7 protein-coding genes are annotated in these 13,657 nt (G+C 71.2%); all 7 read right to left on the bottom strand.

Annotation, left to right across the window (positions count from 1 at the left end; genetic code table 11):
• Positions 1 to 102: 102 nt before the first annotated feature.
• The gene (gene ettA, locus ACWGSK_RS21270) at positions 103 to 1,767 is read right to left on the bottom strand and encodes an energy-dependent translational throttle protein EttA (protein WP_358509407.1); all 1,665 of its coding nucleotides are present in this window, start codon (positions 1,765 to 1,767) and stop codon (positions 103 to 105) included.
• Positions 1,768 to 1,868: 101 nt separating this feature from the next.
• Positions 1,869 to 3,068 (bottom strand): DUF4192 domain-containing protein, encoded by a 1,200-nt coding sequence (locus tag ACWGSK_RS21265; protein WP_358509404.1) that lies wholly within the window; start codon positions 3,066 to 3,068, stop codon positions 1,869 to 1,871.
• An 89-nt stretch (positions 3,069 to 3,157) separates the two neighbouring features.
• On the bottom strand, positions 3,158 to 4,507 hold the full coding sequence (locus ACWGSK_RS21260) for a sensor domain-containing diguanylate cyclase (protein WP_358509401.1): 1,350 nt from the start codon (positions 4,505 to 4,507) through the stop codon (positions 3,158 to 3,160).
• A 399-nt stretch (positions 4,508 to 4,906) separates the two neighbouring features.
• A complete protein-coding gene (locus ACWGSK_RS21255) occupies positions 4,907 to 7,558 on the bottom strand; it encodes a GTPase (RefSeq protein ID WP_358509398.1) in 2,652 nt (883 codons plus the stop codon).
• Positions 7,555 to 9,447 (bottom strand): dynamin family protein, encoded by a 1,893-nt coding sequence (locus tag ACWGSK_RS21250; RefSeq protein WP_358509395.1) that lies wholly within the window; start codon positions 9,445 to 9,447, stop codon positions 7,555 to 7,557. Before ACWGSK_RS21250 ends, ACWGSK_RS21255 begins: the two co-directional genes overlap by 4 nt.
• A 72-nt stretch (positions 9,448 to 9,519) precedes the next feature.
• Positions 9,520 to 10,800, bottom strand: coding sequence for a uroporphyrinogen-III C-methyltransferase (gene cobA, locus ACWGSK_RS21245; protein ID WP_358509392.1), 1,281 nt, complete (start codon positions 10,798 to 10,800; stop codon positions 9,520 to 9,522).
• A 259-nt stretch (positions 10,801 to 11,059) separates the two neighbouring features.
• Positions 11,060 to 13,528: a nicotinate-nucleotide--dimethylbenzimidazole phosphoribosyltransferase gene (cobT, locus tag ACWGSK_RS21240; RefSeq protein ID WP_452456557.1), complete on the bottom strand. Its 2,469-nt coding sequence runs from the start codon at positions 13,526 to 13,528 to the stop codon at positions 11,060 to 11,062.
• Between the last annotated feature and the right edge of the window lie 129 nt (positions 13,529 to 13,657).

Raw genomic sequence — 13,657 nt, 5'->3', positions numbered from 1 at the left:
GTCACCTCCACACCAGGGCCGAGGTTCCCCGCCCTAGGACGACGAAGGCCCCGCCGACCGGACGGTTCCGGATGGCGAGGCCCTCGTCGTCGACCACCGCGATCAGTCGCGGGTGAGCTTGCGGTGGGTGACCGCGTGCGGGCGCGCGGCCTCCGGACCCAGGCGCTCGATCTTGTTCTTCTCGTAGGACTCGAAGTTGCCCTCGAACCAGAACCAGTTGGCGCCACCCTCCCAGGCGAGGATGTGGGTGGCGACGCGGTCCAGGAACCAGCGGTCGTGGGAGGTGATCACCGCGCAGCCCGGGAAGTCCAGGATGGCGTTCTCCAGCGACCCGAGGGTCTCCACGTCCAGGTCGTTGGTGGGCTCGTCCAGGAGCAGCAGGTTGCCGCCCTGCTTGAGGGTGAGCGCCAGGTTGACCCGGTTGCGCTCACCGCCCGAAAGCACACCGGAGGCCTTCTGCTGGTCGGAGCCCTTGAAACCGAAGGCGGCCACGTAGGCGCGGCTGGGGATCTCGACCTTGCCGACCTGGATGAAGCTCTCCCCGTCGGAGATGCTCTCCCAGACGTTCTTGCTGTCGTCGATCCGACCCCGGTACTGGTCGACGTAGGAGATCTCGACGGTGTCACCGACGGTGATCTTGCCCTCGTCGGGGGTCTCCTCCCCCACGATCATCTTGAACAGGGTGGTCTTACCGACACCGTTGGGGCCGATGATGCCGACGATGCCGTTGGGCGGCAGCGAGAAGCTGAGGTCCTCGATGAGGACACGGTCGTCGAAGCCCTTGGTGAGGTTCTTGACCTCGACCACGGTGTTGCCCAGACGCGGACCCGGAGGGATCTGGATCTCCTCGAAGTCCAGCTTGCGGGTCTTGTCGGCCTCGGCGGCCATCTCCTCGTAGCGGGCCAGACGGGACTTGCTCTTGGTCTGGCGGGCCTTGGCGTTGGAGCGGACCCACTCCAGCTCCTCCTTGAGGCGCCGGGACTTCTTGGCGTCCTTTTGCCCCTCGACCTTCAGGCGGGCCTGCTTGGTCTCCAGGTAGGTGCTGTAGTTGCCCTCGTAGGGGTAGAACTGGCCGCGGTCCAGCTCCAGGATCCAGGTGGCGACGTGGTCCAGGAAGTACCTGTCGTGAGTGATCGCGATGATGGTGCCGGCGTAGTTGGCCAGGTGCTGCTCCAGCCAGTTCACGCTCTCGGCGTCCAGGTGGTTGGTGGGCTCGTCGAGAAGCAGCAGGTCGGGGGCTTCCAGCAGGATCTTGCACAGGGCGACCCTGCGCTTCTCACCACCGGAGAGCTGGGTGACGTCGGCGTCCCCGGGCGGGCAGCGCAGCGCGTCCATCGCCTGTTCGAGCTGGCTGTCCAGGTCCCAGGCGTTGCGGTGGTCGAGCTGCTCCTGGAGCTTGCCCATCTCCTCCAGCAGGGCGTCGGAGTAGTCCGTCGCCATCTGCTCGGCGATCTCGTTGAAGCGGTTCAACATCGCCTTGGTCTCGGCGACGCCGTCCTCGACGTTCTCCAGGACGGTCTTGGTCTCGTCCAGGTGCGGTTCCTGGGCGAGCAGGCCCACGGTGAAGCCGGGCATGAGTCGCGCCTCGCCGTTGGACGGCTGCTCGATGCCGGCCATGATCTTCAGCAGCGTCGACTTACCCGAGCCGTTGGGGCCCACGACGCCGATCTTGGCTCCGGGCAGGAACGAACCCGAAACGTTGTCCAGGACGACCTTGTCGCCGTGCGCCTTGCGCACGTTTTGCATGGTGTAGATGTACTCCGGCATGCCTCCCAGCCTAGGCCGTCGGAGACCGTGCCCCCGCCACTTCCGTCTCTGAGTGCGGAACCCGTGCCCACACCCGACCGGCGCCGGATGTGGGCACGGGGTCAACGTGGTGGTGGGACACGACCCGGACCGGGTTCCGTCCCGTCCCCGGGCCCTGCGTCGAACTCGAACCGGTCCGCGTGCTCGGCCATGTGCCGGGCCCAACGTTGGGCCGACAACCCCCAGCCCAGCGCCCGTTCCATCAACACCGCCATCGCGTATCCGGGCCGCGCCGCCAGGGCGCTCTGGATCGCGGCCCGGGCCAGGGCCATGTCGCCGGCCTGCCAGGCGGCCACGGCCAGCAGGGAGGCCGGGCCGGCCCGGTGCCGGTGTGGGACGTGCCGGGTCACCCGGGACCACAGCCGCCGGTGCAGCGGGGCCTCCTCCGGGGTGATGCGGGCCCACACGGCGTCGCGGACCCGCAGGTCGAGGATGGCCACGCCGAGCATCGCCAAGGTGTCGGGGTCGCGGACCCGCTCGCTCACCTCCCGGCGCACCACCGACCGCACCCGCCGGATCCGACTCCGTGAGGCCTCGCGGCCGCGTTCCGCGCGGAACCGTTCCTCCAGGAGCGCCGCGGACTCGGCGACGGCCGCTCGTTGCTCGCCCGCCACGGGTTCCAGCAGCGCCCGGACCCGGGCCGGGTCCGTCTCCTCCGACCCCGCGTCCTCGGGCTCCACGGCCTCGCGCTCGACCGGTCGCGATGACCCGTCGTGTCGTTCGGCGACCAGGTCCGGAGGTTTCCACAGGGTGGCGCGGGCGCGCGGGTCGAAGGGCGTCCCCTCCGCGGGGCAACAACCCTCGTCCTCGCACAGGTAGGACCAGAACCGGTCCCCCGTCGCCCGGTAGGCGGCCGGGACGGGCAGACCCGCCGCGGCCGCCTCGGTCAGGAACGACCTGACGTGCGGGTCCACGCGTTCGGGCGGGCCGAACCCGGCCAACAGGGCCGCGCCGCCGGACAGTTCCAGCGCCGCCCGGACGGCCACCGCACCGCTGCGCGCGGCGGTCAGGACGTGGTCCAACCGGTCGAGGGTGCCGTGCAGCAACCCGCGTGGGTCACCCCGGTCGACGACCAGGACCAGCACGGAGTCGCGCACCGAACGCCGCGCCATGGTGGGCAGGGCGGCCAGGAAGGCCCGTGGGTCGGCCAGGTGGGCGGGCGGAATCGCGGAGCGGGGTGGGGGCAGGGCCCGCGCACCGGGGCGGGCGTGATCGTGTCGGGAGGATGCGCCGTCGTCGTGTCCATGCTGATCACAGGGCATGTACTCACGTTCGGTCACCGAGGCCCACACGGCAAGCGACGCCCTCCGAGCCTGTGGAAAACTCACACCGGCCCGGAGGTATCAGCAGGTCAGGGGCGGTTCTCGGTACTTCCGCCATCGTAGACGCCGCCCTCGCGCGGCCCGGGTATCCGGTTACTCACCTCGGGCCGCCCGGCGGGCAGGCACACACGGTCGCGGCCGGTCTCCTTGGCCCGGTACAGCGCCAAATCGGCGGCGGTCAGCAATTCCACGAGGTCGTCTCCGTGGTCGCCGACCACCGCCACACCGATCGAGATGGTGATCGAGACGGGAACCTCGTCCACCGCGATCTCCATCCGGCCGACCTGGGAACGTAGTCGCTCCGCCGCCTGCCAGGCCTCGGTGACGTCGGAGCCCGGGAGCAGGACGACGAACTCCTCGCCACCGAACCTGCCCAGCAGGTCCGACTCCCGCAACTGTTGGGAGATCGTGGTGGCCACACCCAACAGGACCTGGTCACCGAACAGGTGTCCGTAGGTGTCGTTGACCCGTTTGAAGTGGTCGATGTCGACGATCAGCACCGCGGCCCGGCCTCGGGACTCCCGCGCGCGGGCGATCTGACTCGCCGCCTCCCGCTCCCAGGTGGGCGCGTTGAGCAGCCCGGTCTTGGGGTCGGTCCGCGCCGCGGTCTGCAACTGCTGGTAGACGAGGCTCCGCTGCAGCAACAGGACCGGCGGGACGGCGATGACCAGGAGGAACAGGGAGAGCTGGGCCAGGATGGCCACGGTGACGCCGACACATAATTCGACGCAGTCCACCAGGAACGCCTCGCGGTCCCACATGCTCGGCGTCCCACCGTCGGGGCTGAGCCGGGCCGCCAGGAACACCAGCGCCGTGTTGAAGAGGGTGAAGACGACGCAGCACAACAGGGCGAGGAAGACTCCGTTGACACTGGCGAGGGTGGCGTGCGCGGTGGTGGATCCCCCGAGCCCCTCGACCGGTCCGCTCTGCGCACCGTGCCAGAGCAGCGAGGCCACGAACCCGGAGACGCCCACCGCGGCCGTGTTGAACATCTGGCGGTGCAACATCGCGCGCCGCTTGCGGCGTTGGAGCAGGAAGACCGGGATGGGGATGAGCAGGGAGTACAGGGGTGGCAGCAGGAGCATGGCGGGGAGCCACCACGCGCCCAGCAGATCGCGGCTCAGTCCCTCGGGCACACCGATCCGACGTATCGCCTCCAGACACACCAGTGCGCACAGGACGAGGGCGACGAAGAGCACGAGGTCGAAGCTCGTGATGGACGTCTGGGCGACGGTCACGCCGATCAGGAACAGTGCGGAGGTCACCAGCAGGACGAGGTACACGACCAGCCCACGGGGCTGTTGGAAGACCGGCCAGGACCGTCGTCGCTGCCCGGGCGGATTCTCCTCGGGGGCCATCGGCTTCTCCGAGATGCTCACCGCTCCGTCCTCCCTTCCCGCCACGCCCTCTGTCGTCCGTACGCGACTACCGACTCTGATGTGCCCACCGCCTCTCACGGTTCTCACTACGACGAACCGGAATCGCCTCCCGTTCCCCCGCGGTGCCGCTCGGTCACCGGGTCCGACGGAGAACCCCCGATTCGAAGACCGGCAAGCACACCCCCTCACTTTACATTACTTTGGGTAATAACTTAATCGCCGATTGTATGTAGCCCGCAGGTTGAGCCTACGGTAGCCGTCACCCTGTGTCTCTGGGGCATTTACAAGCGTCACGATTTGTCCTCTACTGGCCGTGAACCTCCCCCGGACACGCGAACGGGGACGGTGCCCATCGGCATCCGCCCCCGCCCCTACGGCGATTCCTCGAAATCGCCCAGGTCAACCCCTGGGTCGAGCCACCTCGTAGGCGGCACGGAAAGCGCGGTGGCGCGCCAACTCGTCCTCCATCGGGGTCACCACACGCATCCCCGCGATCTCGCGGACCCGTTCCCGGGCGTCACGCTCCACGTCCTCACGGCGCTGGACCGCGGCGACCTCCACGAGGTTGCCGCATCCCACCCCCGTCAGCCAGCCCACCAGCAGGCTCGCCACGGCCACCGCGCCCGCGTAGGCCATCGCGGCCGGATCGTCGAACAACACCAGACCGGTGATGCCACCGCCCGACCAACTGACCAAGGAGGCCAACGTCCACAGCAGACCGACACCGGCCACGGTCAACAGCGCGTACTGCACCGTGCGCGCGGCCTTCCACCAGGAAGGGCTGCGGTCCGGGTCGCCGACCGCGGCGGTCACCGCCTCACCCAGCTCGGCCGGCAGCTCCGAGACCCCGCTCCGGGCGGCGCCGCGCATCCGCCGACGCCACACCGCGGGCATACCCTCCGACACCTCGTCGGCGGACTCGCCCAGGACCGTCTCCAGTTCGGCCTCGTGCGCGTCGACCGGGCCACCCACACCGGGGGTGTCCCGGCGCAGGAACTCCAACCGCACCGCGGCGAGCGGGTCCTTGCGCAGCTTCATCGCGCGGCGGGCCACGGGCCAACCGACCCGGCGTCGCCCGCGACGCACGTCGTTGGTCTCCACCACGTCCGCCACGGCGGACACACCGGCGGCGTCGGCCAACCCCTGCTGGATCCGTGACCGCACCCGGGCGGACACGGTCCCGTCGGGCTCGGTCCCGCCGTGGAACTCCTCGAACGGTTCGATGACCTGGTCCAGGTCGGCGACCAGGCGATCCACCAGGGCGTGCTTCTCGGTCACCGACTCACTGAGGAACTCACGCAGCTCGTCGATGCCGTGATCGGTGATGGTGGAGGTGGTGATCACCCGCGGGTGCACCCCGGACTCGGTCTCCAGCAGGCGACGCAGGTCGGTGAGGAGCTCCTCCAGCTCCTCCGGCTCGACCTTGTCGACCTGGTTGAGCACCGCGACGGTGACGGCCCCGTGCCCGGCCATGTTGGCCAGGTAACGGTGGTGCACGGCCGCGTCGGCGTACTTCTGCGGGTCCAGCACCCACACCAGCAGGTCCACCGAGCCGATGAGCCGGTCCGCCTCGGCGGTGTGCATGCTGCGCACCGAGTCGTGGTCGGGCAGGTCCAGCAGGACCAGGCCGGTCAGTCCGGATTCACCGCTGTCCAGGACGCTGGTGCGGGAATGACGGTAGCGGGTGGGCACGCCCAGCCAGCTCAGCAGGGCGTCGGCGCCCTCGTGCCCCCACACACAGGCGTGCGCGTTGGAGGTGGTGGGGCGGGTGACGCCGGTCTGCGACAGTTCCAGCCCGCACAAGGCGTTGAACAGGGAGGACTTACCGCTTCCGGTTCCCCCGGCCAGGGCCACGACCGTGTGGTCGCCGGACAGGCGCAGCCTCGCCCCGGCGTGGTCGAGCAACTGTCCGGCCCGGCCCAGCACCTCCTCGGGCAGGTCGTCCTTGCCGATCTCGACCAGGGTGCTCAACGCGTCCAGGCGTTCGATGAGTTCGGCGCGGCTGGTGGTGCTGGTGGGCTGCCACCGGTCGTGGTTGGTGGGTCGGTACTCCTCGTCGTCGGTGGAGGGGTCCTCATCGGCCGCGGAATCCGCCTCCGCCGAAGTGGCGGTGTCGTTCCCGATGGCCCGGAAGGCCCCGGAGACCGCCGAGGGTCCGGGGACCCTGCGTGGCAGCGGAGGGGGAGCGTCGTCCGTGGCGTCCGCGGCGGCCTCGCCGGTCTCGTCGGCCGGTTCGGCGACCTCGACCCGTTCCGGGTGGGAGGCGCTCGTGTCCTCGGAGGGCGCCAGGACGTCACCGCCGCCGGTGTAGGCGGCGCTCGTCCCCTCGTCGACGTCGCCGGGTCCCACCCGAGTGGCGGCGGGGGGCTCGGGCTCGGCGCGCCAGACCCTGGAGCCCACCGTGCGACCCTGCTCGGCGCGGGAAACGTCGCGCTCGGGACCCTCGTCCGAGGCCTCCTCGGTGTCGGAACCGCCCGGGGCGTCCTCGTCGGGGCGCACGACCGGGAAGGACCCGGTGTGACGACCGGCGATGCGGGTGTCGTCGGCGGCCTTGCTGAGGCTGCCGACCCAACCCGCGAGGTTGTCCGGATCGTCCTCGCGCGTCTCCTCGCCCGAGGCACGGCGCCCGGCACCGGGCTGCCCCGCGGCGAGACGGGTGTGCCGGCCGCGCCGCTGCGCTCCCCGGTCCCGCTCCTCGGGCCCTTCCCCGGGCTCGTCCCGGCGCTCGTTCTCGGAGGGGTTCCGTGGCACGCCCGGGTTCTGCAGTCCACCGAGGGCGGCACCCGCTCCGGACGGATCCGGGTAGCCGGTGATGCCGTCGTAGGCGGCGGGTTCCTCCGTGCCGCGGATCCGTTCCCGAGCGTGCTCGGGATGTTCGGGCACCGGCATGGTGTAACCACGCCACGGGCCGCTCTGGTAGGGCTCCGGCGCCTGCTCGTCCGCCCAAGGTTCGGGGGTCGACGAGCTCTCGCGCTCGGTGTCCTCACCTGGGGTGTTCGACTCCCCGGGGCCGCTGTCCCCCGCCTGCGCGGGGTTCCACTGAGTCGTCATCTGGCAATCTCGAGGTTGTACGTGGCCTGATAGAGCTGGACGGCGCTGTCATCGGACGGAATTCCGGCGGAGGACAGGGCGGTGTCGAAGGGGACCCGTTCCCGGGCCAGCAGGCCCAGCACGCGCCGGCGCAGGTTCTCCCGCGCCGACCGGCCGATGCCGCGCAGCGACTGCGCGGCGAAAAGCCCCTTCAACAGACGTTGCGGGGACGTACCCGAGGTGTCGGCGGCGTGGGCCCCGCCCCCGGAGTGTGAACGTTCGTAGCCCAGCAGGTCGATGATCATGACCAGGGCGACGACGTCGTGGTCGAAGGTGACGAAACGGGCGACCGAACGCTTGGTGGCGCCGTCGGCCGTGGTCATCTCCGCGATCTCGCCCCGCCACTCGTCGATCTCCTGGCGGATCTCCTGGGCCAACATCCCGCTTCCGGGCATCTCCAGCGCCTTGGCGGCCAGGTCGCCGCCGCCGGCCACCTGACGCCAGCGCTGTTCGACCTGTTCGGCGGCGCGCTCACTGCTGGAGACGATCAGGGCCTCCAACGAGTCGCGCACCGCGCGTTCCAGGGCCTGGATCCGCTCGCCGCGCTCCACCTGGACCTCGCGGGCCTTGCGGGAGCGCTTCTTCTTGCGTGGACGCATGCTCTTGGCGAGTTCTCCGCCCGCGGCGAGCTCCTGCCAACGGGCCGAGAGCGAACCGCGCAGCAGCGAACCGTCGGCCAGGGAGGTCTCGATGTGCTTCTCGGCCGCCGCGTAGGCGTCGTCGACGGCGGATCCCAGAGTGCGGCCGGTCTCGATCTGCGCCTCGACCTGACGGGCCAGTTCCGGCACCCGGGTACGGAAGCTGTCGATGACACCGATGAAGGTGCGCCGGGAGACCCGGTCACGCTGTTCGGCCTCTCCTGCCACGTTCGCGAGGAAGTCACGGATGTGGTCGGCGACGTTGGAGGTGAAGCGTTCGCCCTCGATCTGGTCGGTCTCGGGGATCGCGAACCGGGAGGCGTTGCTCAGACCGTTGGCCTCCAGCATGGCGCCGAAGTGGTCGAGCAACTGGCGACGGCCCTTGCGCGGCACCCGGGAGAGCACCACGGCCAGGGAGGTGTCCCGGTCCCTGGCGACCTGGAGGAACTCCCAGACCCGCGCGTCGGCGTAGCGTCCGCTGGTGGTGACGAACACCCACAGGTCGGCGGCGTCCAGGAACTTGGCGGCGAACTCGTGGTGGGCCGACACCGCGGAGTCGACGTCGGGAGTGTCCAGCAGCGCCACCCCCGCGGGCATGGCCTCGGTGGCGGCCAGCACCAGCATGCCGTCCTTGCCGGGCATGGCCAGACCCTGCTGACGTACTCGCGGCAGGGTGGGGATGAAGGAGGCCTCGCTGAACCAGTCCACGTCGGCCGGGTTGCAGGCCAGGACGGGGCTGTTGGTGGTGGGGCGACGCACGCCCGTGGTGGTCACCTGCTCGCCGACCAGACTGTTGACCAGCGTGGACTTACCGGCACCGGTGGAACCGGCCACGGCGATGAGCAGGGGGATGTCGGGGCGGCGCACCCGCGGCAGGACGTAGTCGGACAGCTGGGCGAGCACGTCCACCTGAAGGGCCTTGCCATCGTCGGCGCCGGCCAGCCCCTCGGCGAAGCGCAGATCGCGGATCTGCTTGCGCAGCGACTCCAGGACCTGTTCGAAACGGTCGTCCTCGTTGCCGGGCGCCCGATGTTTGGCCGGCCCGGAGGGCACGGGAACGGTGGGACCCCGGCGGCCGTTGTCGGGGGTCTCGTCCCCGTGCACGGCTGAGGGGTCCGCGGTGGGTCGCGCGGAGGTGGCGTCCGGTCCGGTGGTGAACCGGTCCGGGGCATCGGAACCGGAGGTGTCCGGTGCGGCCGACGGCCGGGTCATGATCGGTATGCCCTCCTCATCACTGCTGATGGTCCCCGTCGACGGGCCTGGCGTGTGCCGCCGTCGGAGGTCTCACTCCAGATCGCGCCCGGTCGCCAGACGATCCAGGTCGCTCTGGGTTCCCGTGTGCAGTATGTCAAGTTCCCGCGCTGTTCGGACCACTTCTCCGATGATCACCACCGCGGGGGGCCGCATTCCGGCCGATCGAACCGTGGCTGCGATGTTCGCCAGCGTACCGGTCACGGTTCGCTGCGATGGCAGGGTCGCTTCCTGGACCACGGCGACGGGGGTGTCCCCGGAGCGACCGTTCGAAGTCAGCGCCTCGACGATCGCCTCGATCCGTTCCAGACCCATGAGAGCGACGATCGTACCGTTGGAACGGGCCAGGCCCGCCCAATCGACGGTCGAGCGCGCGTCGCCCGGGGCCACGTGCGCGGAGACGATGTGCACGTCCTGCGTCACTCCGCGGTGGGTGGTGGGGATGCCCGCTCCGGCCGGGGCGGCCAGCGCGCTGGTGACCCCGGGGACCGCGATGACCGGGACGCCTGCGGCGACGCACGCGGCCACCTCCTCCCCACCTCGACCGAACAGGAAGGAGTCCCCGCCCTTGAGCCGGACGACGAACTTCCCCTCCTTGGCCCGTTCGACGAGGACGGAGTTGATCTCGTCCTGGGTCATGGAGCGGCCGTAGGGGATCTTCGCGGCGTCCACGATCTCCACGTCCGAGGGCAGCGCGTCCAACAGGGAGGTGGGGGCGAGCCGATCGACCACCACCACGTCCGCCTGGGACAGGAGCCGGCGGCCGCGGACGGTGATCAGGCCCGGGTCGCCCGGGCCGCCGCCGACGAGGGCGACGCCGCTGAGGCGTTCGCGTCCGCGTCGGGCGTCCAGGGCGCCCTCGGCCAGACCCTCGATGATGGCGTCGCGTACCCCGGCCGAACGTTTGGGATCGCCGGAGGCCACCACGCCCACGGTGATTCCACCGGAGTCACCGCTGGCCGGGGTCCAGGCGGAGGAGGCGTGCCGGTCGTCGGCGCGCACGCACCAGATCCGGGAGTCCTCGGCCTCGGCGGCCACGGCGGCGTTGACCTCGGCGGAGTCGGTGGCCGCGTGCACCAGCCAGTAGGCGGGGGAATCGGGACCGACCACGTCACCGGGTTCGAAGGGGCGGCGCACCCAGGTGAGACGTCCCGCGTCGGCGAGGTCCTCCAGCGCGGCGGACACCTCCGGAGAGACGAGGGTGACCCGGGCGCCGGCCCCGAGGAGGACGGGCACCCGACGTTGGGCGACCCTTCCGCCGCCCACGACCAGCACGTCACGGTCCCGCATGCGCAGGCCAAGGAGATAGGTCACGGATCGTACCCCTCATGGTCGTCCGTACCGGCCCCCGACATCGGCGGCGGGGTGCGCGCGGGACCGATGCCCCGGCACGCCGCCGGAGTAATTTCGGCGATTGCTCCAAAATACCTTGTCAAAGCGGTATTACAGCCGTGTAAAGGGGTGAGCACGGAGCGGGGTGACTCCCGCCGCATCGACGCGAGGGGACCCCACCACCTCCTCTGGTGGCGGGGTCCCCTCGTCCCAGGACACGTACCATCACGGCCCGACCGGATCACCGGTCCGTGGAGACCCCCGCGGAATCGAAGGTGGCGACGGTGCGCAGCGCCCGCGCCGAGCCCTGCAGCAGAGGCAGCGCCAGCAGCGCGCCGGACCCCTCGCCCAGTCGCATCTCCAGGTCCACCAGCGGGGTCAGTCCCAGGTGGCGCAGGACCACACCGTGACCGGGCTCGGTGGAACGGTGCCCGGCGAAGCAGGCGCTCAACGACTCCGGGGAGATCGCGGCGGCGGCCAGCGCGGCCGAGCCGGCGATGACCCCGTCCAACAACACCGGGATCCGCAGCGCCGAGGCGCCCAGGATGAATCCGGCCAGCGCGGCGTGCTCCAGGCCGCCCAAGGCCGCCAGGGTTCCGATCGGGTCCTCGGGGTCCACCGGGTTGGCGGCCAGGGCCTTGCGAACGACCTCGACCTTGTGTTCGTAGGTGGCGTCGTCCACACCGGTGCCCCGACCGGTGGCCTCGGCCGGGTCGGTTCCGGTGAAGGCGCACACCAGCGCCGCGGCGGGGGTCGTGTTGCCGATCCCCATGTCCCCGGTGATCAGGCAGCGGTTGCCCGCCGAAACCAGGTCGCGGGCCACCTCGATCCCGCCTTCCAGGGCCTGTAGCGCCTGCTCGCGGCTCATCGCCGGCCCCTGGGTGAAGTCGGCGGTCCCCCGCGCGACCTTGCGGGGCAGCAGACCGGCGGCCGAGGGCAGGTCGCCGACCACGCCCACGTCCACTACGGTCACCTCGGCGCCCACCTGCTCGGCGAAGGCGTTGACCACGGCACCGCCGTCGATGAAGTTCTGCACCATCTGCGCGGTGACCTCCTGCGGCCAGGCGGTCACCCCCTGGGCGTACACACCATGGTCACCGGCGAACACCGCGACGGCGGCCGGTTCGGGGATGGGCGGAGGGCACTCCCCCGCCAACCCGGCGAGCTGCACCGAAACGTCCTCCAGCACGCCGAGGGACCCCAGCGGCTTGGTCATCCTGGCCTGGCGGTCTCTGGCCTCCTCCACGGCGCGGGCGTTCAGCGCTCCGATGGCGGTGATGGTCTCCTCCAGGAGGGTGGTGGGCTCCTGGCCGGGCAGACCGCGGCGACCGTAGCGGTCACGGTGCACCGCCCAGGACAGGGGGCGTCCCTTCACCCAGCCGCTGAGGCCGAGCTCGGGTTCGGTGGGGAACTCGTCGACGTAGCCGACGCACAGGTAGGCGACGACCTCCAGGTGGGAGGGCAGGGCGAGCACGTCGGCGACACCGCGCTCGTCGGTGATCCCGACCCAACCTACGCCCAGTCCCTCGGCGCGGGCGGCCAACCACAGGTTCTCGACGGCGAGCGCGGCCGAGTAGGAGGCGGGCTTGGCGTGGCGTCCGGGCGCCTGCGCGCCCCGGGTCGGGTCGACCGTCACCGCGATGTTGAGCGGGCTGTCCAGGATCGCCTCGACCTTGAGACCGGAGAAGGCGTGGGCGCGAGCGCCGGGACGGTCCCCGGAGTGGGAGTCCCGTTCCCGTTCGGCGAGGTCGCGGACCCGTGCGCGCAGTTCCGTGTCGTCGATGACCAGGAAGTCCCAGGGCTGGGTGTGCCCGATGCTGGGCGCCTGGTGGGCGGCCTCCAGGACGCGGGTGAGCACGTCGGCGGGGATCGGGTCGGGCCGGAAACCCGCCCGGACGTCGCGACGTTCGCGGATGGCGCGGTAGACGGCGGCGCGTTCGGCGTCGTCGAAGTCGTGGCCGGTGTGCCGCCAGGCGTCGTCGGCGGGCGCTTCGGGGGCCGGGACGGGCCGGCCGCGGACGTCGCCGGCCGGCTCTCCCACCCGGGGTGGCCCGGTGTGCTGCGGCTCCGGGAAGGAGGCCGCTGCTTCGTGTGCGTGCACGGTGTCGCTCTGCTCCGCTGGTTCGGCGGCCGCGGGGACCTGGTCCACGTGGCCGGGGTTCGTGGCTGTGTCGGGTTCGGTGGAACCCTGCGCGGGGGGTGGTTCCTGTGCGATTCCTTCTCGCGGGGAGTCGGACCCGGGTGCGGGGGGCTCCTGTGGCCGTGCCGCCGGGTGGGGGCCGCCGCGGAAGGGGATGACGTTCGGTCGAGGATCGCGGGCGGTGCCCGGCGCCCGTGTGGACACGGGTTCGGCCTCGGGTTCCGGCGCGGCCTCGGGTTCCGGTTCCGGAGCGGGCTCGGGTTCCGGTGTCACGTTCCTGGGCGGTGCGGGTGGAGCGGCCGGTGCGGGCGGGGTCGCCGGGCGCACCTGCCGAGTGGGCGCCGCGGGTTCCCGCAGGGGTCTGCGGAAGGGGTTGCCCGGCACGGGCCGCGACTCCTCCCCTTGCGGGGCCGGTGCGCCGGGGGCGCCCTGGGCGCCCTTGCCGCTCTCCGGCAGCCCGTCGAGCAGACCTCCCAGGCGCGGGCCGAGGCCCGGCGAGGGCTTGCCGCGCCGTGGTTCGGAGGGATCGCCCTCCGTGTGACGGGCTTCCTCGCGGTCATCGTTGGTCATGGTCGCTCCCCGAAGGCAGAGGTCCGTGGGCTGCCCGTTCGGGCCCGGTCCGAGATGGATCCGAACCAGCGTAGTCCGCGGCGTTCGCGCCGCTCAGTGGGGGTCCCTCCGACCCCGGGCAACCCGTTC

The sequence above is a fragment of the Nocardiopsis sp. NPDC055551 genome (genome assembly GCF_053619415.1).
Note: the sequence above shows the minus strand (reverse complement) of the source record. Positions and strands in the feature narration are given on the sequence as shown.

What these genes read in the sequence shown, in the direction of transcription:
- ACWGSK_RS21265 (WP_358509404.1), bottom strand. Translation starts at nt 3,068, where the DNA reads ATGCCCTGTGATCAGCATGGACACGACGACGGCGCATCCTCCCGACAC.
- ettA (WP_358509407.1), bottom strand. Translation starts at nt 1,767, where the DNA reads ATGCCGGAGTACATCTACACCATGCAAAACGTGCGCAAGGCGCACGGC.
- ACWGSK_RS21250 (WP_358509395.1), bottom strand. Translation starts at nt 9,447, where the DNA reads ATGACCCGGCCGTCGGCCGCACCGGACACCTCCGGTTCCGATGCCCCG.
- ACWGSK_RS21255 (WP_358509398.1), bottom strand. Translation starts at nt 7,558, where the DNA reads ATGACGACTCAGTGGAACCCCGCGCAGGCGGGGGACAGCGGCCCCGGG.
- cobT (WP_452456557.1), bottom strand. Translation starts at nt 13,528, where the DNA reads ATGACCAACGATGACCGCGAGGAAGCCCGTCACACGGAGGGCGATCCC.